The sequence below is a fragment of the Geothrix sp. genome (assembly GCF_030219325.1).
Lineage (GTDB): Bacteria > Acidobacteriota > Holophagae > Holophagales > Holophagaceae > Geothrix.
The window spans coordinates 616,131-635,820 of record NZ_CP126625.1 but is presented as its reverse complement, the minus strand read 5'-3'; the positions used below and the strand labels follow the sequence as shown (position 1 = coordinate 635,820).

Below are 19,690 nucleotides of genomic sequence, written 5' to 3'. Positions count from 1 at the left end.
CCCTCCCCAACCTATCCCAGCGCGGCCGGGATGCGGTACACTTCGGCCCATCCCACCTTCCCGAGGGTCCCCATGGCCAAACTGCTGGTGCACGAAAGCGCGGGCATCCGCGAATTCGAAATCATCGACAACGAAGTCCACATGGGCCGGGAGCTGGACAATACCCTCCGCCTGCCCGATCCCAGCATCAGCCGCCACCACTGCGTGATCCGCAAGGTGGGCGGCGGCTTCGAGATCCAGGACCTGCAGAGCAGCAACGGCGTGCTGGTGAATGGCAATCGGGTGCAGGCTTCCCCCCTGCGGGACGGGGACCGCATCACCCTTGGCCAGGTGCAGCTCACCTTCCAGGACCCCCGGCCCGAGGTCGCGGCCACCGTGGCCATCAGCGCCATGGACGCCCCCCCGCCCAGCGGCACCGTGCGCATGTCCGCCGACCAGCTGGCCGCCATCCACGCCGGCAAGCCCCCGGCGGAGGCTGAACCCAAGATCCAGATCCAGGATCAGGTCGCCACGGGTCCCGTGCCCACCCCCAGGCCCGTCCCGCCGGTGGCCCCACCTCCAGCCGCCTGGTCTGCCCCGGAAGCAGAAAAGATCCCCTCCTCGCCATCGTTTCTTGGCCCGTTGCTTCCCCCCACCCCCGACGACGCAGTCCCCACCGGCGAAAGGGGCGATTTTGTCAGCCGATTGATCGCGGGACTGATCGACTACTCGCCCATTCTCGCCCTTCAGATCGTGTCTGCTCTCCTCATGCCGGCCTCAATCGTGGTGGGCGGGGTCGGAGGAGGCTTTGGAGCCCTCGCGGCAATTGGCTGCATCTCCATCCTCCTGTTCATTGCCTACCTGATCCTGGTTCCCATGTGCTGGATCAAGTTTGGAGCCACCCCCGGCAAGAAGATCATGAAGCTCCGCGTGGTTCCGGAATCCGATCCCACAGGCCGGATCGATCTCGGCATGGCCGTGCTGAGGATGCTGGGTTACCTCGTGAACGGCATCATCTCCTGGATCATCACGCTGCCCTTCTCGGCCTTCTTCGTCATGGGTGTCCTGGCGGCCGGTCGGCCCACCGGCGGCAGCCTCTTCCTCGTGAAGATCATCAGCCTCGCGGCCAATGTGGTGCCCTACCTGTTAATCCTCTTCACGGTCGAACGGAAGGGCCTGCACGACATGATCAGCAAGACTGTCGTCATCAAGGTCGATCGCTGATGAATGTTTGAACCCGGAGCTGGCGCCCGCATCCGCGGGCGCTTTCCGTTTGGCGCAGGAGGTCCCGTGATCCTCACCGGCAGGCAGATCCTCGAGGCGAAGGCGAAGGGCCGACTCCGCATCGAGCCCTGGCAGGATGCCCAGCTCAACCCCAACAGCTACAACCTGCGCCTGGGGGAGGACTTGGCGGTCTACACGGACCACGAGCTCGACATGGCCAAACCCAACGGCATCGAGTTCCTGAAGATCCCGCCCGATGGCCTGCTCCTCCAGCCCGGCCGGCTCTACTTGGGTCGCACGCTGGAATACACCGAGACCCACGGCATGGTGCCCATGCTCGAGGGCCGCAGCAGCGTGGGTCGCCTGGGACTCTTCGTCCATGTCACAGCGGGCTTCGGCGACATCGGCTTCTGCGGCTACTGGACCCTGGAGATCAGCTGCATCCAGCCTGTGCGCATCTACGCCGGCGTGGCCATCTGCCAGATCTTCTACCACACCATCAGCGGCGAGTACGACAGCTACGAGTCCGGCAAGTACCAGCGGAACTCCGGCATCCAGCCCTCGATGCTATGGAAGGACTTCGTGAAGGCACAAGAATAACGGCACCTCGGGGACATTTTGGTGCCTATCGTTGACTGCCCCAAAAAGATTTTAGTGAATAGCCCTTATCAAAAGAAGTAAAAAAGGGAGAGCTTGACCAGACAACATCACAAGAGCAGGCCTCTTGGCTACATCCCAATACTTCACAACAAAAATGAGATTAATCAAAGGGAACAAACACAACAAGCCCCATTGGGGACTTTCCTTAAATGCAGTGACAACCAACCAAATCCAACCTATTAAGCTGATGATTGAGCACAAAAGTAAAATCATAAAGTCTCCTTGGGGTGATTTGGCGAGGAGCCAAAGTTGATGATAATAAAAAATGAATTTAATCGATCTTAGAAATTAAATTATTGATAATGAAAAATTTTGTAGTGGCGAGTAGCGAAGGAATTTATTTGCTCGATCCAATAGTGGTGGCGAAAGAATTGCAATAAAATGCAAAATTCTTAGCTGAAAAAAATGAATAAAATTGGTTATCGAGGACGTTTCGCCGCCACTAGGAACTCGCTCAATTCTGACAGGGTTGTTTGTAATTTCTCCGCCCCTTCGCCTGCGGCCAATCCGACCTTTCGTACCAACTGCACTGCGGTCACACCTGTAGGGCCATCCAGCACCAGGCGCGGCAGGGTTTCTGTCCTGTCAAGGACCGTGCGAGCCCGCTGAGCCGTAGGGGTGTCAAGACCCGAAGACACAATTTTGGCTTTGGCTTCAACGACAGCATTTTTCAGATCAGAGTGGTTCTCATAGGTTTCCGCAATCTCCACCTCAATGCTATCCACCCACCTGCCAGTTTCCTTTGTCATAACCCACACAACGGTGCATGCGAGTCCTGCCAGAGCATGCAAACCAATTATCCATTTTGTTGTCATTTCCACCGCGAATGCGACAGGGAGTGAACTAAGAATCGCCCAACAAAATGCGATGAGTATCAAGGGCCACTGCACGAGCGCCGAAGCCGTCTCAGCCCTACGTGCGAATTGACCTAGAACGACCCCCGTGACCACCGACCAAGCGATGATGGCTCCGGTGAGAGCTATCATGGTTTCTTGGTTCAGCCATCGATCATGCGGCAGTAACAACCCGACAATGAGCAATTCGGCGACGCCAATTACGACAATCAGTACTCCAGCACTGGTGCGGTTCATTTCAACCCCTCCCCTCCGTACGGTGGAGGTGATCCCCCAGGGTCCTGAAATGGCGGAGGTGCGGTTGGCATGAACAGGCTTGCCAACTGAGGTACTTGCCCGGCAGGCAACCACCCAGGCAGTCCACTCGTCCACACTGGGGTTTGCGCAGAGAATGCACCCGTAATTATCCCCGGGCGGAGCTGTTCAATGGAAAAAGGCCCCTGCTGCTGGCCATTCAAAAAGACAAAGAATTGCACCGTTGCGGGTGCGAACGGGGGAGGTGCAGGGGATGGCGGCGTGAACGGGGATGTGGCTTGAAACTGTTGCCCGATAAGAGCTTGGCCCATTTGCCCCATCGCTTGCCCCATGCCTAGACCTACACCAAGCGAGGCAAAGCCTCCACCTGCTCCCTCATTGCTGGCACTGGCCTGTAAAACATCAAAACCCCGTTCCTGGGCGTAATTCGTACCTTCAATTCGCCTGCGAGCTGCGGCGGCCTTGGCCCTCTTGAGTTCCTGGACTGATGTGTCATCCTCTGGCACTGAGATTGACATGATACGGAATGCCCGCATCGCCAGGCCATACTCTGCAAAATCCGGGGCGTATGCTTCCTCAAGTGAACGAGAAATATCATCTAAGAGTGTTTCGATCTCTAAAACACCAATTTTTTCTCGCACAATTACTTGCGCAATTCGTGACTTAAGTCGGCTGATCAGAATGCCCTTAAAGTGCCCCACCAAGGTTTCCTGATCCATCCCGAGTCGGGTACCGACCAGTTTATGGACCAGCAATCCCGGATCTTCCACTTGAAGGCCAAACTGGCCAAACGCTCGGACGGGCACAACAATCTGGTAAACGGGATCTTCCAGCTGCAGTGGCGTGGGCGTGCCAAATTTTAAATCAAGTGGAACCGCATGGTTGACAAACCAGACTTCTGCTGCGAATGGCGATTTGCCACCAAAGGGCAGATTGATTAATTTATTAAGAAGAGGGATATTTCCAGTAGAGAGAGTATGGCGGCCCGCACCAAACAAGTCGCAGCGTTGTCCATTTTTAAACAAGATCGCTGTTTGACTCTCATTGACAATCAACTGTGTCATTGTTGTGAGTTCGGACTTGTCGGATTTCCAAACCACCAAGTTTCCGGGGTCATCCCACTTTACAAGATCGATAATCGACATGGATCTCTCCTTTACGGGTAATCAATTCGATAAATGGTTCCACGACAGCGGTACCAAAGACGATCGAAAATCATTAGCAACCCAATAATGACCCCATGCTTTTGCAGAACAAGAATCGCATACTCGGAACAAGTCGGCATAAAAAGGCATCGGCGGCGAACATCCTCTGGAGCATACCGCTGATAGAGACGAATGATTCCAATCAATGCCTTTCGCATCCAAATAACGAATCCCACACCATTGATCGCTAGCCAAAAAAAGCATCGCCACCATACGGGATGCATGCTGGCGAACGAATTGAGGGGCTTCGGGAGGTATAAAAAGTATCCTTTCTCCTTCAGAAGGAAAAACAATACAAATGAAAACGTACTGCCCACCACGAAGAAAATGAGAGAAACAATCCCAGCTCTCAACAAACTACTGTCCGGCCGGTTCAGTGGACGGGTGCAGCAGTACTCCTCAGCGAGTCTCTGTTCTTCGGAAGGGGGCAGAGACTCGCTTTGGGGCAAACGCCGTTGGCGCATCTGCTTGAGTAGTGTCACGAACTGGAGCAAGTTCAGAATATTTTTAAGCGTTCTTCTTCTCGCGCAGCTTTGCCTTCATGCCTTGAATACTCTTTTCTGTGTACTCGTTCTGCTGCATGGAGCAGAAAAGTTTTTCACCAGGCACAGTTAGCTGGAAGCGGTTTGTGTGCACCTGCTCCCGCACGACCTTCGGCGATCCCATGCACCCCCCGGATGCCAGGGTTTCCTTTTCTTCTGTATCTGACTGTGCCGAGAAATTTGTAATATCCTTATAGAAATATTCCTCGGTTCTCTCCTTTTTCCCGCCCTCATTCAAATTGAACGTGTTCTGCCAAACATACACTTGGGTGGAGCTGAAAAACAACCAGGTGAGCTGGTAAGCGGAACTACGCCACACACCATCCTTACCTCTTTTAACGAATACGTTCCCATCAAAAACATATCCCTCGAACCGCACAGGCTCAATTTCTCTTACCTCTGACTCATCAAGGCCAATCTTATCCAAAGCCTTCTTCCGCCAGTCAGTTCCCGTCAGGGCCTTCCCCAAAATTGCCTCAAACTCCTGGTCGGGCACCCCCGAACTCAGGCACCCCCCCTTCGGGTTGAAGTATTGAATTACTTTTTTCTGCTCGGGGGTCCTCCCCTTGCACATTTGCTCAACCTGTTGCGGTGTAAGAGCCATTTGGCCACTCCTTAAAAAGTTTTGAGAAGTGAGGCGTTTGCCTCGGGGGGTAGGGTCACAACGGCTCGGGGCGTTCCACACCAAGCAACTCATACAACTGTTCTACATCCATTGCAGCAAGCCCCGCAGTCTTTGCTTGAGCAAGGGCCTCCTGCCATGTAGGGCTGGTATTAAGATATTTTCGGTTGAAATAATCGTGCTTAATATAAGCCAGCAAATAGTAGTAAATTCCACGGGGCTCAATCATCAGTGCGGCATGGATGTATTCCTGGATTCGATCAATAACCGGTCTTGAGTGAAGGAATGCCTTCTTTCCCTGTAGGAGTGAGATGCTCGCATAAAAGAAGACTTCCGAGTTGTCGAAATTTTCAGGCATGACTTTTTCGAAGGCAAGGAGGGCCTTATCGTACATCTTCATCTTAAGAAAGCACATGCCAACCGAAATACTGAGATCCAGGCTATCAGGGTTTTCTGCGAGGGCCTTCCTGTAAGCATTCGCATATTTATTCACCTCAGCCATTCCCATTCCAGCTACGCTTTTGAATGTTGTGATAAGAATCGGTCCGTCGCAGAATTCGCAGGTATTGTTTCCCATCGCGACGCGAGCACCACACCCGGGGCACGATAAATTGATGAGTTCCACCATCATAAAGCCCTTTTCATTAAGAGAATGCTTGTTTCCGACCGTACTGTACCGAGCAGAGGATTGGTCTGTCCAGTATAAAATACCTGATTCAAGTAATACTCCCGGCTGCAATTAATGGGTGTTCGACTAAATTATGAAAAATAAAGCTTTATATAGAAGCCATGACGCATGTCACAAAATAAGACCGAAAAAATTTCCTGGATGTCATTGGCAAAGGTTGTAGGGGGCATGTGGACCTCAAGTGTCACCTTTGTTAACATTTAGATAGGCAAAACTCTGGGTCAAGAAAGGTTGTTCTTGCTGGCACACGACCCCGCCTTGATGCCGTGTGAAAGTTCGTTCCGGAGATCGACCATTGTGGAGGCGCTGGTCATATCATGGATTAAACCTTCCCACGAGGCACCCGTGATCCAGTCTTTCCCCCTCTCCCTGGCGTTCCTCCAAACCAAGCCCGACGATGCCGCCCTCGCAGGCCTGATGGCTTTCGGGTGCGTCTTCTGGATCCTTCTCTTACTCGGCGCGATGGCTTTCCCCATCTTCTGCTTTTGGCGCATCTTCACAAAGGCGGGCTACAACGGCGCTATGGCATTCCTCTGGCTAGTACCCTTTTTTGGGCCCATCGTGGTGGTTTGCATTCTGGCCTTCGGCACCTGGCCGGCTGGGCAGCGTTATTAAGGTACCTTCCCGGAGCTATCGAGCAGAGTCCGTTCCGTGATCCACAACAGGTTTTAGGCGTGGTAAGCGGAATCTGACGCCGGGCTTCATAACCCAGGTAGCGAGAAGATGGCGTCTATCGCGAGCGTGCGGCCATGACCTTCAGGTCGTTGCCACCCCTGCTCTAGGCGGCGAAAACGAGGAGGAATACGGGAGAAGGCATCAGGCTCACCAGACCGAAGGCGAAGACCATGGGGCCCCGGGGCCTCCTGGCGGTGTCTGTCGGCGGACCATCGGTCAAGGCAATCTCCTCGGGCATCCCTACTTCAATTCATGCACCGCCGTCGGCGAGTCGTGGTCCCAGCGCACTTCGAAGGGCCGGATCTCCTGCTCGATGCCCTTCAGCGAGAAGGCGCCCAGCTGCCGGAGCCCTTCCTGTCCGAGGAGCTCGGCGGTGCGCGGCCCCACCACGATCTGGCCCGGGCGGGCCACGGAGCTCTCCAGGCGCGAGGCCAGGTTCACGGTGCTGCCCATCACGGTGTAGTCCATGCGCTTCTCGCAGCCGATGTCGCCGGCGAAGGCCTCGCCGCTGTTGATGCCGATGCGCATCCTCAGCTCGGGATAGCCCTCGGGCCGCATGGCGTTGAGGTCGTACAGGGCCTCCTGCATGGCGATGGCCGCCTCGGTGGCGTGGCGGGCGTGGTCGGGATCGGGATTGGGCGCCCCGAAGAAGGCCATGATGGCGTCTCCGATGTACTTGTCGAGGGTGCCCCCGCGGCTGAAGATCTGGTCGGTCATGGCCTCGAAGGTGCGGTTCAGGATGCCCGCCAGCACCAGGGGCTCCATGCCCTCGCTCATGCGCGTGAAGCCGGAGATGTCGGCGAAGAGCACGCTGATCTGGCAGCGCTGGGCCTGGAGGGCCGGGGCCTCCTTGCTCTGGCTGGACTTCAGGATCTGGTCCACCACCTGGGGGCTGTGGTACCGCTCCAGGCGCTGGCGGAACTTGGCCTCGCGCTCGCGCTGGATGCCCACGGCGGCGAAGTTGGCCATGGCACTGAGCAGGTGCTCGTCCTCCCGCTTGAAGCCGCCCTTGTTGAGGCTCGTCTCCAGGTAGATCACCCCGAAGGCCTTCTCCTCCACGATGAGCGGCGCGCAGAGGGCCGAGGTGATCCCGTGGATCTTGATGCTCTCGCCGGCGCTGAAGCGGGGATCCATGCGGGCATCCGTGGTGAGGATGGCCACGCGGTTGTCCATAGCCGTGCGGGCGATGGTGCGGCTGATGGGGTTGGCATGGGTTCCTGGCTGCTCCTCCCAGATCAGCTCGGGGACGAGTTCGCCCGTGGCGTCGGCCAGCAGGATGAAGCCCCGCTGGCAGGGGATCTGGGCCGTGACCAGGCCCATCACCGACTCCAGCAGCTCCGCCAGGCCCGCGGCCCGCAGCAGGGTGCCGGCCATGCTGGCCAGGCGCTGGAACAGGGTGACCGCCTCGCCCGCCGGGTGCTGGCCGCTGGCCTGGGCCAGCATGGCCTCCAGGCTGGCGTGGGGCACGAGGATGGAGCCGGAGGCGTCGAAGGCGCGATCCTCCAGGGAGATCCTCGAGGCCACGGCCTTGGGCGCCAGGTTCAGGTTCAGGCCCGAGGCCGGCGCGGAAGGCCCCCCCTCGGACACCCACATCACCATGGCCTCGCCCAGGAGGACCGTGTCGCCCGGATGCAGGGGCGCGGGTTCCGCGAGCGTCGTGCCGTTCAGGGAGGTGCCGTTCAGGGACTTCATGTCCATGACGTGGGGCCTTCCATCCTTCAGGAAGATCCGGGCGTGGACCCGGCTCACGGCGTTCGCCTGGATCTTGATGGTGGCCTGGTCGCCCCGGCCGATGGTCACGCCCTCCTCCGTGAGGGTCACGGGATGCAGGGCACCGTCAACCTGGAGGGTGAGCTTCATGGGATGTCCGGAAGGGTGCTGAGTTTAACACGCGCTACTGACCTTATCGGCCCTGTGCGGTAACCTATGAGGTTCACCCGGAGCGGGTGTGGAGGCGCGTTGACCAAAGTCGGATTCATGTCCCTGGGCTGCCCCAAGAACCTCGTGGATTCCGAGGTCATGCTGGGCCACCTGCGCCTCAAGGGCTTCCAGATCACGCCCGTGCTGGAGGAGGCCCAGATCCTGGTGGTGAACACCTGCGGTTTCATCGATGCGGCGAAAAAGGAGAGCGTCGAGGCCATCCTCCAGGCGGCCTCCATGAAGCAGCAGGGCGCCTGCGAGAAGCTCATCGTGGCGGGCTGCCTCGTCGAACGCTACCGCGACGAACTGATGGCCGAGATGCCCGAGATCGACGCCTGCCTGGGCACCCGCGACATCGAGCAGATCGCCGAGATCATCGGCGCCGGCGCCAGCTTCGAGCTGAACCCGAATCCCGACTACCTCTACACCGAGGCCAGCCCGCGGATGCTGACCACCCCCAAGGCCAGCGCCTACCTCAAGATCAGCGAGGGCTGCGACCATGCCTGCGCCTTCTGCGTGATTCCCCAGCTGCGGGGCGCCCAGCGCAGCCGCAGCATCGAGAGCGTGGTGGCCGAGGCGAGGAACCTGGTGGCCCAGGGCGTGCTGGAGATCAGCCTGGTGGGCCAGGACACCACGGACTACGGCCGCGACTTCGGCGATCCCGATGCGCTGGAGAAGCTCGTCCGCGCCCTCGGGCAGGTCGAGGGCCTGCGCTGGTTCCGCATCCACTACGCCTACCCCAACCGCCTCACGGACGGCCTCCTCCACGCCATGGCGGAGACGCCCAACTGCGCCCGCTACCTGGACATGCCCCTGCAGCACGCGGACGCCGCCATCCTCAAGGCCATGGCCCGGGGGGGCAGCCGCGCCTCGTTCCTCAAGCTCATCGACAAGGTGCGCCGCATCGTGCCAGGCATCGCCATCCGCTCGAACTTCATCGTGGGCTTCCCCGGCGAGGACGAGGCCGCCTTCGAGGAGCTGAAGGCCTTCGTGCAGGAGGCGCGCTTCGAGCATGTGGGCGTCTTCACCTACAGCCCCGAGGAGGGCACCAGTGCCTACGCCCTGGGCGACCCCGTCCCCAAGCGCACCAAGGAGGCCCGCAAGCGCCGCCTGCTGGAGCTGCAGCAGAAGATCGCCCGGGAGAAGAACCAGGAGAAGGTGGGCCAGGTCATTGAGGTGCTGGTGGAGGGCGCCCACGAGGAGACCGATCTCATCATCAAGGGCCGCCACGCGGGCCAGGCCCCGGAGATCGACGGCAACGTGCTGCTGGTGGACGGCGCCCCCCAGGTGAACACCATCCAGATGGTGCGCATCGTGAAAGCCCACGCCTATGACCTCATCGGCGAAGTCGAAGAGGGCGGCCTCGAAGCCAGCACGGCAACCTACGAGCAGGCGTTCCGTAACCGGCAGCGGTCCTAGTCGGGGCTTTCCTGGCGTCAACGCCCGGCCGGGTGCCCCCCACCTGAGGCTGCCCCGCAGCCCCAGGTGGGACCCGGCTCGGGGTTGAAGACCCACGCCTATGACCTCATCGGCGAAGTCGAAGAGGGCGGCCTCGAAGCCAGCACCGCGGCTTACGAGCAGGCGTTCCGCAAAAAGGGCTAAACCGGCCTGCGAAGGTCCTCGTAGGTGAGGGGTTGACCCACCTGGGGATCCTTCATGCGACGTTCGGCCCTGGCCCTTGCCTGCCTGCCCATCCTGGCCTCCCAGGCGCCCAACCCGCCCCACCTGGCCATCCCGAGGCTGGCCCAGGCCCCTTCCATGACCCGGGACGCAGACCTGTCCACCTGGGCGGGCGCCCTCACGATCACCGAGTTCGGCATGATCATGCCCGACGACAAGGGGGAGAACCGCTGGCCCACCACGGTCCACGCGGGCTGGGGGCCCGACGCCCTCTACGTCGCCATCGAGGCCGTGGATCCCGAGCCCGGGAAGATCCACGCGGCCCGCCACATGCGCGACAACAACACCGGCGACTTCGACTTCGTGGGCGTGGACCTGGATCCCTCCGGCAAGGGCCAGAGCATCATCCGCTTCTTTGTCACCCCACTGGGGGGCCAGATCGACGAGATTGCCACGGACAGCACCGGCGAGAACGCGTCGTACGACTTGCTTTGGGATTCAACCGGCGTGCTCACGCCCACCGGCTACGTGGTGAAGATGCGCATCCCCTACAGCAGCCTGCGCCGCATGCCCGGCGACTGGGGCCTGCGCATCCTCCGCATCATCCCCCGGGAGCGACGCTACGGCATCTCCTGGCCGCGGATGAGCAAGGATGTGCAGTGCGACATCTGCCAGCTGGCCCGGATCTCCGGGGCGCCGGTGGACAAGCCGGGATCGCCATTCCTCCTGATCCCCTTCACCACGTTCAACCGCACCCAGTCCCTGGCGGACAATCCCGGCGCGCCCGCCGAATCGAAGGCCCGCCTGGGCATGGACCTGCGCTACGCCACCACGGCCCTCACCCTGGAAGGCACCTACAGGCCCGACTTCGCCACGGCGGACGCGGACGTGGATCCGCTGCAGATCAACAGCCGTTTCAAGGTGTTCTACCCCGAGCGGCGCCCCTTCTTTCTGGAAGGCATGGACCTGCTGGGCGTGCAGGGGAGCCAGCGCCAGTTCTTCAGCCGGACGATCCAGAATCCTCTCTTCGGCGTGAAGGCCTCGGGACAGGCCTCCTTCGCCACCTGGACCGTGCTCCACGCCAAGGATCAGGATGGTGGCTTGATCCTTGGCTCCAACGGCGCTGTGGGTGTGGATGGCCGGGCCACACGGGATACCGCCGCCTCGGTGAAGTTCCTGACGGATGACCGCGGCTCCGGCATTTCCCTGCTGGGGACGGACAAGACCCTGCTCGGAGGCCCCGGCGGAACCGGCGGTCAGAGCGGCGGCATCTACCTCGACCAGTACCTCGGCTCCGAGTTCCACTTCATCGGCAGCGCCATGACCGCCACGTCCCGCCTGCCCCAGGCGGATGGCTCCCAGGCCTCCGGACGGGGCACCGCCACCTCCGCCGAGCTGGATTGGAACACACGGAACTGGTCGGCCTGGGTCACCACCCAGGCCACGAGCCCGGACCTGGTCCTGCTTTCGGGCTTCACGGACCTGCAGGGCTACCACCGCGACAACGCAGGCTTCGGCTGGCGCAACAACTGGAACGAGGGAAGGCTGTCCTCCGCCAACGCCACCCTGCGCTGGCGCAACCTGCGCTGGTGGAACGGGGACCCGATGGACCACGCCGTGGGCCTCGACGCCTGGGTAGAGACCGCCGGCCGCCTCAGCTTCTTCCTGAACTGGGACGCGGCGGGCCGCACCTGGGCCGATGACCGGGTCCAGTCCGTGGCGGCGCGCTCGCTTACCCTGGGCGGCAACTGGCGGGCGTACTCGGCTGTGCGCATGGGCTGGAATGCCACGGAGGCGCGCACCCTGGACCTGCCTTCAGGCGATCCCGCGCGCTTCCGTTCAGCGGCACTCTACCTCTACGGGACCGTGAAGTCCCTGTCCTACAACCTCACTGCGCAGGAGGGCGGACTGGACCGGGAAGCAGACAACCGGCACCTGATCCGGGCCCGGGAGCTGACTGCCTCGGGTAGCTGGCAGTTCCCGTGGTCGATCTACCTCAAGACCCAGGCCTTCGTCGTGCGCTACGACGGCACCGAAGCCGAGGGCGTGGACAAGTTCCTGAAGGGCTTCCTGGGCTGGCAGCCCAATGCATTCACCAATGCCTACCTGGGCTGGTCCGGGCAACGCCGCCGGGATCCCCTGTCCCTGCCCACCTCCGAGCGCATGGTCGAACGCGGCCTGTTCGCCAAGCTCGCCTACGCCGTGCAGTTCTAAGTCAGTCCGTCGACCGCAGAGACCCCAGCTCCGGCTCCGCCTTCTCCAGGCAGGAGGGACAGATGCCATGGGTGGCCGCGGCCCCCGTGCGCTGCAGCAGGAACACCTCCATCGAGTGCCACTGCCCCTGGTCATCCCGGATCTTGTGGCACCAGGCGCAGACGGGAAGGAGCCCCTTCAGCTCCCGCACCTCGGCCATGGATGCCTGCAGCTTCTGGTTGAGGGACTGCTGAGCCAGCACCTCCCGGCGCAGGGCCCCCACGGCCCAGGCCGCGAGCAGGTAGGAGATCTGCTTGTTCAGCGCATCCCAGAGCCGGTACCACTCCGAGCTGGCGTACCGCCCGCTCAGGAGCGCGTGGAGATACCAGCCGACGCCGCAGAACAGGGCCATGAAGAGTCCTTCGCGGGTCCCCCGGCACCAGGCCAGCCAGATCACGGGCACGAGGTAGAAGGCGGAGAAATCCACCTCGGGCGGCGCGATGACGTCGACCAGCAGGATCACCCCGAGCAGCGCCAAGGCCACGAGCCATCCCTGCCGCGACCTGGTGCTCCTGATCAAACCCTCATGTACACCCCACCGCCACCGCATGGTGAGCCCCCGCCTCGCATGGTTGGAATCCCTTGCGCCATCTTCCCACGGGGCGTCAACTGCCGGCCCGGCCATTGCCCCGGGGCTGCCGCGACCCGCCTGGCTCCGGGCTACACTGGCGGCATGCTTCAACTGGACCGCATCACCCGGGCCTACGAACTCGGCGGCGAGCGCGCCGGCGTGTTCGGCGTATCCCTGACGGTGCCCAGGGGCTGCCTGGCCGTGCTGGCGGGCCCCAGCGGCAGCGGCAAGACCACCCTGCTCCAGCTGGCGGGCCTGCTGGACGCGCCGGACGAAGGCGAAGTCCGCCTGGACGGCGAGCCCGTGTCCACCCTGTCCGAACGGGCCCGGTGCGACCTGCGGCTCCGGCGGCTGGGCTTCGTGTTCCAGGCCTTCAACCTGGTGCCCGTGCTGTCGGCCCTGGAGAACGTCATGCTGCCCCTGCAACTCCGGGGCGCGCCCGAGGCCGAGGCCCGCCTCCGGGCCGAGGCCGCGCTGGAGCGCGTGGGCCTCTCGGACCGCGCCCACCACCGGCCGGGCCAGCTCAGCGGCGGCCAGCAGCAGCGCGCCGCCATCGCCCGCGCCCTGGCGCCGGATCCGCTCCTCGTCCTCGCCGATGAGCCCACCGCCAGCCTCGACCACGCCCATGGCGGTCCCCTCATGGACCTCATGGCCGAGCTGGCGGCGGAGCGCGGCGTCACCTTCCTCGTCGCCAGCCACGACCCCTCCGTCATCGCCCGTGCCCATGTCGTCTTCCGACTCATGGACGGAAAGCTCATCGGCGAGGAGCGGCCATGATCCTTGCCCGCCTCGCCCTCCGGAACCTGCTGCGCCAGCGGCGGCGCACGGCGCTGACGCTCATGGTCATCGTCGCCGGGTTCCTGGCCCTGAGCCTGGCCGGGGGCTTCATGGCCCAGACCTTCCAGGGCCTCTCCGATGCGGCCATCCGGGGCGGCCTCGGCCACCTCCAGGTGATGCCACCCGGCGCCATGGAAGGCGATGAGGCCCAGAGCCTGGAACAGTCCCTGTCCGATGGCGAAGGGCTGGCGGCCCGGCTGCGCCAGGATCCCGCCGTGGCCGAGGTGCTGCCGCGCATCCAGTTCATGGGCCTGCTGGCCAGCGGGGCGAAGAGCGTCGCATTCTTGGGCACCGCCGTGGACCCCGTGCTCGAACCCCGGCACATGGCCTGCACCGAGGCCCTGAACAACGGCGCGAAGACCCCCGCCGGGGCGGGCTCGCGGTGGCTCTCCGCCGATCCCGCCGTGCGGGAGGTGATCCTCGGCGTGGGCCTGGCCCGCACCCTGGGTGCCACCGTGGGCAGCTCCCTCACCCTGATGTCCACCACCCGGGGCGGCGCGCTGAACGCCGTGGATGTGGAGGTGGCTGGGCTCCAGGACCTGGGGCTCCGCGAACTGAACGACCGCTTCCTCACCGTGAGCCTGGCCACCGCGGACCAGCTGCTGGAATCAGCGCAGGCGCGGTCGCGCCTGAGCGTGGTGCTCAAGCGTCCGCAGGACATCGCGCGCGCGCAAGCGCGAGTGCAGGCCCAGCTTCCGGGAACGGTCGTCAAGCCCTGGTTCGAGCTGGCCTCCTTCTACCGGCAGGTGAAGCTGCTCTACTTCGCCATCTTCGGCTTCATGGGGCTGGTGCTGTTCCTGGTGGTGCTGCTGGCCACGGCGAACACCCTGCTCATGTCGGTCATGGAGCGGGTGCGCGAGTTCGGGGTGCTACGGGCCATGGGCCTCCAGCCCGGCCAGCTGCTGGCGCTGCTCCAGTGGGAGGGCGCCTTCCTCGGCCTCATGGGCAGCGCCCTGGGGCTGGTGGCCACATTGCTGCTGAGGGCCGGGCTGAACGCCCTGCACATCGAGATGCCCGCCCCGCCCGGCACCAGCCACGGCTACGAGCTGGACATCCACTTCGTGCCCGCCGTCTACGCCATCGTGGCCCTCGGCCTGCAGGCGACGATCCAGGTGAGCGCCCTCTTCCCGGGGCTGAAGGCGGCGCGGCTGCGGATCGTGGAAGCGCTGCGGCATGTTTAAGGATCAGGCTTCAGGCTTCGGGCTTCAGGCCTCAGGAAGGAAGGCGCCGAGGATCGCCTGGTGGCTCGCCACGGGCTTCGGCAGCGGCTACCTGAAACCCGCGCCGGGCACCTGGGGCAGCCTGGCGGGGTTGCTGGCCTGGTTGCTGATGGTTTTCGGAATGAGGGCCACCCATTGGAAGGGGACTCCCTATCTCCTTCTCTCAGCGCCGTTGGCGCTGAGCCTCCTGGCGGTCTGGGCATCGGATCGGGTCGTGAAGGAGACCGGCCAGAAGGATCCCTCCTTCATCGTGGCCGATGAGTGGGCCGGGATCTGGGTCGCCCTCACGCCCCTGCTCTTCACGGCCACCCTGCAGCCGCAGCCCTGGTCCCTCTGGATGGCCCGGCTGGTGGCACCCTTCATGCTCTTCCGCCTCTTCGACATCTGGAAGCCCGGCGCGGTCGACACCGCCCAGCGCCTGCCCGGCGGCTGGGGCGTGGTCATGGACGACGTGCTGGCCGGTCTTCTCGCGGCGCTCCTGGTCTGGCCCCTGGACCGCTGGCTGGGCGCCCAGTCGCTGCTCAATCCGGCCCTCTGGGGTCGGTAGCCCCCCTGACTGCACCACCGGCGGTCTCACCGAAATGCAGAATCGCGCTCCTTCAGGGGAGAACGGGAAGGAATTGGACGACCGTGTTCGAATTCACCACCAGAACCATGCAATCGGCGGAAACCACAAATCCCCCCTTGAACCCGTTGTAGGTTCCGATACCTGCTGGCAAGGTTTGGGGATTGGCAACCTGGGTCGAGATCAGACGGTCATCGGCCCCGAGGATTCCGATACTGAAAAGATCGTTGCTGCTCTGGGTTGCGTAATACACCCGGCCATCGTTGCCAACCCTTACCTGGCCAAACCACGCCGACGAGTCGCACTGGAATGTGCCTAGAACGGCAAGCGTGACCGGATCGAGGCGCAGCAGTTTGGAAGACAAGGCGGCTTCGTAGAGACGAGCGCCATCGGGACTCAGCACGAATCGGCTGTAGGGGCCGTTGGTGTCGCTGGCATGATTCTCCAGTTTCGTAATCAGGGTTCCGCCCTTGAATTCGCTGAAATCCATCGAATATCGACCGATGAAGGATTGCCCAGCGTCATCAACCGGATTGTAGAAGGCCCCGCTGTCCGTGGTGGCCACCATACCCCTTGGGCCTTGATACGGAAGACGCGTGCTGGTCGAAGCCAGCACGGCGTCTCCGTTACTGCTAAGAATGACGCCGACTCCGTTCGGCCTCGCATACGAAAGAGTAGAATTAAAATAAGGAATTACTCCAATTGGAGCCATCTCCGGAAGAGAGAAAATTTGGGCTGAAAATCCGAGGTCATTCCCAACATAGAGTTTTGACCCATCGGAGGTGATGGCCATTGAACCAGCCGCAGGCCCTTGAAACGAAGGCGGTAACACAGGAGCGTTGTTATCCAATTTGATGGATGCGACTTTGGTGGCGGTATAAATATTATAGCAATCTACAACATTCGAACTGTAGGTAAGATAGACGTAGGGGCGTACGGGATCTACGCAAATATTTGGGGACAAACCATTTACTAAATTAATGTCGGCAGAGGGAAACCCCGTGGCGACATCCGTGCGCTGCACATTGGCGGAACCCTTCCATAGGCCCACCTGAATTTTTTCGATTGGCTGGACGGAGGTGTCGCTCGAGGTCAGCGTCACTGTCACATAACTGATCACGTCCAAAGGAAGGTTGGTGGGATCCGCGGTCAGGGTCAGCGTGGTGCCGGGAGTGCCGGTGGTCCCTGCAGCGGTCACGGTGAGCCAGGACTTGTCCGAGGTGGCCTGCCAAGGGGTGGTCTTGCCGAGGTTGTCGGCCACGAGAATGGACTTCGTCAAACGATCGCCTGCGGGCGTCGAGGAGAATGCAACCCCCACGGAGTCGGGAAGCAATTTGTGAGTGACTCGCACCGGGCCCACCGTGATCTGGTAGGGAATCGTCCAGGGCGACCCGGGATAGGCGTTGGTATGGTTGCTATCGGTGTAGAGCCACAACGAGAAATTGCCCTGGTAGGACCCCTGGGCCAAAGTGCTGGAAGTGGCGAATTCCCCCTTATATTGCAACTGGCTTAAGGGTGTGATGACCGTGGCGTACGGGTTAAGGACACCAGCATTGTCGATGAATACCGGGTAGAGGGTCTGGGAAATGGTTTTGGAGGAGGTGGCGGTGATGGTGAAGGGCGTTGACACTCCAACCACGGTGGTAACCCCCACACTGTTAGGAGAAATTGATAGCCAACTGTTGTCGTCAGAATTTTTATTACCCCCGCCTCCACCGCCGCAGCCCAGCAGGAGGAAGACACAAAGCCCGATCCCAAGAAGGGATTTAACACGACCCATGAGTTCCTCCTGTCGAACAATTGAAAACCACCCTGCGCGCTTCAACTCTGGGCGCTGGATGTGGCTTAGCGGATGAATGACTGGCAAAACCTGAATTTTTAGAGGCTATCAACCCGATCATCAGGGATCAACGGGTAATCATATCTGCCCTATATGACTGGCTCCAGCTGGCGGCTGATCGTTATCACCCTGCCCCCGCATTCAGCCGTTGCGCACCTGGAGAGGTTCTCCCAACCCCGGGGACACCCGTTGCATGGGTCATCTTCCATCAGGGGTGGGGCAAATCAGAGGACCTCCGGACCGTCATGCTCCATGGATGGCCCCAGATGCACCGGTGACCAGGGTTCAGATCCTGGTTTCCTCCAGCAGCTGCTTCCACACGCTGGGTTCGCTGAGCCGGCGGTGCTCGTCGAAGCGGCGGCTTTCGATGAGGTAGCGGTAGCCCTGCTCGGTGAGGAAGAGCTGGCGGTTGCGGGCGAACTCCTGCTCCGTGGTCTCGCTGCTGATGAGCGAGTAGAAGTAGCTCACGTTGCGCTCGCCCTTGGGGCGCAGGATGCGGCCCAGGCGCTGGGCCTCCTCCTGCCGCGAGCCGAAGGTGCCGCTCACCTGGATGGCTACGGAGGCGTCCGGCAGGTCGATGGCGAAGTTGGCCACCTTGCTCACGATGAGCACCCGCAGCTGGCCCTCACGGAACTGCCGGAAGAGCGATTCCCGCTCCTTCTCCGGCGTCTGCCCCGTGAGTACCGGGGCGTTGAGCCGCTCCCCGATGATGCGGAGCTGCTCGAGGTACTGGCCGATGATGAGGATGTTGTCGGTGGGATGGCCCGCCAGCAGCTCATCCATCACCACCATCTTCAGGCTGTTCTCGGAGGCGATGCGGAAGCGCTGGCGCTGGTCGGCCACGGCGTACTCCATGCGCTCGTCCGTGGGCAGGGGGACGCGGATCTCCAGGCAGTGGGCCGTGGCGATGAAGCCGTCCTTCTCCAGCATCTTCCAGGGCACGTCCACCCGCTTGGGGCCGATGAGACTGAAGACGTCCTCCTCCTTGCCGTCCTCGCGCACCAACGTGGCCGTGAGGCCCAGGCGGCGCTTGGCCTGCAGCTCGGCCACGGCCCGGAACACCGGCGCCGGCAGCATGTGCACTTCGTCGTAGATCACCAGGCCCCAGTTGGCGGCCTCGAAGAGCTTGAAGTGCTCGAAGGGACCGGTCTTGCTGCGGCGGTAGGTGAGGATCTGGTAGGTGGCGATGGTGACCGGCTTGATCTCCTTGGTGTCGCCCGTGTAGAGGCCCACCTGGTCTTCCGTCAGCGTGGTCTTGTCCAGCAGCTCCTGCTTCCACTGCTTCACGGCGGTGCCGTTGGTGGTGAGCACCAGCGTGTGCGTCTGCAGGCTGGCCATGCAGCCGATGCCGATGACGGTCTTGCCCGCGCCGCAGGGCAGAACCAGCACCCCGGCGCCGCCATCAGGCCCACCGCCCGCGTGGAAGACGTCCGCCGCCGCCTGCTGGTAGGGCCGCAGGCCGAAGGGCTTGCCGTTCTGGAGCGTGGTGGGCGACAGCTCGAAGGGCAGCGGATCGCCGGGCTTGTAGCCGGCCATGTCCTGCACCGGGTGGCCCAGGCGGATCAGTTGGAGCTTCACCTCGCCCCGCATGCCCGTATTGAGGTAGATGCCCTTCTCGTCGGGGTAGGGTTCCGCCAGCAGGCCCTGCAGGGATTTCTGGTTCTCCAGCTCCCAGAAGAGGCCGCGATCATCCATCTCCAGGGCCAGCCGGTCGCCCTTGGCCACCAGGCGCAGCTTGCCGTAGCGGGTGCCGTGGTCCTCGATCTCCTGCAGCAGGTTCTGCGGCACCGGGTACTTCGACCAGGTGTTGAGGGTCTCGATCATGTCCGTGCAGCTGACGCCCGAGGCGGAAGCGTTCCACAGGCTCAGCGGCGTGATGCGGTAGGTGTGGATGTGCTCGGGGCTCTTCACCAGCTCCGCGAAGCGCGCCAGCTCGTCCCGCACCTGCTCGAACGCCGGGTGGGCGACCTCGAGCAGCAGGGTGCGATCGCTCTGGACGATCAGGGGGTTGTCGGGGCGGAGGGCGATCACGGTGGCAGGAGACCCAAACCTTTGAGCGTAGATGGCCGGGCCATGGCGGGTCAACGGAAGGTGGTCAGACCATGGGGCCGCCGGCGGCCTCCGGAGGGGTCCGGGCACCGCAACGACCGGGCTTAATGA

At 62.1% G+C, this 19,690-nt stretch carries 17 protein-coding genes; 8 read left to right on the top strand and 9 right to left on the bottom strand.

All coding sequences use genetic code 11. The annotated features are described in order from the left end of the window. Nucleotides 1-72: 72 nt before the first annotated feature. Nucleotides 73-1,203 carry an FHA domain-containing protein gene (locus QOZ81_RS02780; protein ID WP_291201941.1) on the top strand — a complete coding sequence of 377 codons (1,131 nt, stop codon included), beginning with the start codon at nt 73-75 and terminating at the stop codon, nt 1,201-1,203. Nucleotides 1,204-1,269: 66 nt separating this feature from the next. Continuing rightward, a complete protein-coding gene (gene dcd / locus QOZ81_RS02775; protein WP_291201944.1) occupies nt 1,270-1,803 on the top strand; it encodes a dCTP deaminase in 534 nt (177 codons plus the stop codon). Nucleotides 1,804-2,282: 479 nt separating this feature from the next. Here the strand turns inward: dcd and QOZ81_RS02770 are convergent, their stop codons facing one another. The 5 genes from QOZ81_RS02770 to QOZ81_RS02755 form a co-directional block, all read right to left on the bottom strand. Next, the gene (locus QOZ81_RS02770; RefSeq protein ID WP_291201947.1) at nt 2,283-2,954 is read right to left on the bottom strand and encodes a hypothetical protein; all 672 of its coding nucleotides are present in this window, start codon (nt 2,952-2,954) and stop codon (nt 2,283-2,285) included. Continuing rightward, the gene (locus QOZ81_RS02765; RefSeq protein ID WP_291201950.1) at nt 2,951-4,117 is read right to left on the bottom strand and encodes an SPFH domain-containing protein; all 1,167 of its coding nucleotides are present in this window, start codon (nt 4,115-4,117) and stop codon (nt 2,951-2,953) included. Before QOZ81_RS02765 ends, QOZ81_RS02770 begins: the two co-directional genes overlap by 4 nt. Nucleotides 4,118-4,128: 11 nt before the next feature. Further along, complete coding sequence (gene yidD, locus QOZ81_RS16730) at nt 4,129-4,335, bottom strand: membrane protein insertion efficiency factor YidD (protein ID WP_441316720.1); 207 nt, start codon at nt 4,333-4,335, stop codon at nt 4,129-4,131. A 349-nt stretch (nt 4,336-4,684) separates the two neighbouring features. Then, on the bottom strand, nt 4,685-5,215 hold the full coding sequence (locus QOZ81_RS02760) for a hypothetical protein (RefSeq protein WP_300715337.1): 531 nt from the start codon (nt 5,213-5,215) through the stop codon (nt 4,685-4,687). 163 nt (nt 5,216-5,378) lie between these two features. Next, entirely contained in the window at nt 5,379-5,843 is a 465-nt protein-coding gene (locus tag QOZ81_RS02755) for a hypothetical protein (RefSeq protein ID WP_291201954.1), read from the bottom strand. A 531-nt stretch (nt 5,844-6,374) separates the two neighbouring features. Between QOZ81_RS02755 and QOZ81_RS02750 the strand changes: the two genes are divergently transcribed. After that, entirely contained in the window at nt 6,375-6,644 is a 270-nt protein-coding gene (locus tag QOZ81_RS02750; RefSeq protein ID WP_291201957.1) for a hypothetical protein, read from the top strand. Nucleotides 6,645-6,944: 300 nt separating this feature from the next. Here QOZ81_RS02750 and QOZ81_RS02745 read toward each other — a convergent pair whose 3' ends face one another. Beyond that, nucleotides 6,945-8,564: an adenylate/guanylate cyclase domain-containing protein gene (locus tag QOZ81_RS02745; RefSeq protein ID WP_291201960.1), complete on the bottom strand. Its 1,620-nt coding sequence runs from the start codon at nt 8,562-8,564 to the stop codon at nt 6,945-6,947. Between the two features lie 99 nt (nt 8,565-8,663). On the opposite strand from QOZ81_RS02745, the gene rimO reads away from it, so the two are divergent. Further along, nucleotides 8,664-10,043 carry a 30S ribosomal protein S12 methylthiotransferase RimO gene (gene rimO, locus QOZ81_RS02740; protein WP_291201963.1) on the top strand — a complete coding sequence of 460 codons (1,380 nt, stop codon included), beginning with the start codon at nt 8,664-8,666 and terminating at the stop codon, nt 10,041-10,043. 237 nt (nt 10,044-10,280) lie between these two features. Next, entirely contained in the window at nt 10,281-12,458 is a 2,178-nt protein-coding gene (locus QOZ81_RS02735; protein ID WP_291201966.1) for a DUF5916 domain-containing protein, read from the top strand. Between the two features lies 1 nt (nt 12,459). On the opposite strand, the gene QOZ81_RS02730 is transcribed toward QOZ81_RS02735, so the two are convergent. Continuing rightward, a complete protein-coding gene (locus QOZ81_RS02730) occupies nt 12,460-12,981 on the bottom strand; it encodes a hypothetical protein (RefSeq protein ID WP_291201969.1) in 522 nt (173 codons plus the stop codon). A 189-nt stretch (nt 12,982-13,170) separates the two neighbouring features. Between QOZ81_RS02730 and QOZ81_RS02725 the strand changes: the two genes are divergently transcribed. The 3 genes from QOZ81_RS02725 to QOZ81_RS02715 are packed head-to-tail and all read left to right on the top strand — an operon-like array spanning nt 13,171 to nt 15,672. Continuing rightward, nucleotides 13,171-13,845 (top strand): ABC transporter ATP-binding protein, encoded by a 675-nt coding sequence (locus QOZ81_RS02725; protein ID WP_291201972.1) that lies wholly within the window; start codon nt 13,171-13,173, stop codon nt 13,843-13,845. Then, nucleotides 13,842-15,086, top strand: coding sequence for an ABC transporter permease (locus QOZ81_RS02720; RefSeq protein WP_291201974.1), 1,245 nt, complete (start codon nt 13,842-13,844; stop codon nt 15,084-15,086). Before QOZ81_RS02725 ends, QOZ81_RS02720 begins: the two co-directional genes overlap by 4 nt. Then, the gene (locus QOZ81_RS02715) at nt 15,079-15,672 is read left to right on the top strand and encodes a phosphatidylglycerophosphatase A family protein (RefSeq protein WP_291201977.1); all 594 of its coding nucleotides are present in this window, start codon (nt 15,079-15,081) and stop codon (nt 15,670-15,672) included. Before QOZ81_RS02720 ends, QOZ81_RS02715 begins: the two co-directional genes overlap by 8 nt. A 52-nt stretch (nt 15,673-15,724) precedes the next feature. On the opposite strand, the gene QOZ81_RS02710 is transcribed toward QOZ81_RS02715, so the two are convergent. Both QOZ81_RS02710 and QOZ81_RS02705 read right to left on the bottom strand, forming a co-directional pair. Next, nucleotides 15,725-17,470 carry a BACON domain-containing protein gene (locus tag QOZ81_RS02710; RefSeq protein WP_291201980.1) on the bottom strand — a complete coding sequence of 582 codons (1,746 nt, stop codon included), beginning with the start codon at nt 17,468-17,470 and terminating at the stop codon, nt 15,725-15,727. Nucleotides 17,471-17,815: 345 nt separating this feature from the next. After that, nucleotides 17,816-19,561 carry a DNA repair helicase XPB gene (locus tag QOZ81_RS02705; RefSeq protein ID WP_291201983.1) on the bottom strand — a complete coding sequence of 582 codons (1,746 nt, stop codon included), beginning with the start codon at nt 19,559-19,561 and terminating at the stop codon, nt 17,816-17,818. Nucleotides 19,562-19,690: the final 129 nt, after the last annotated feature.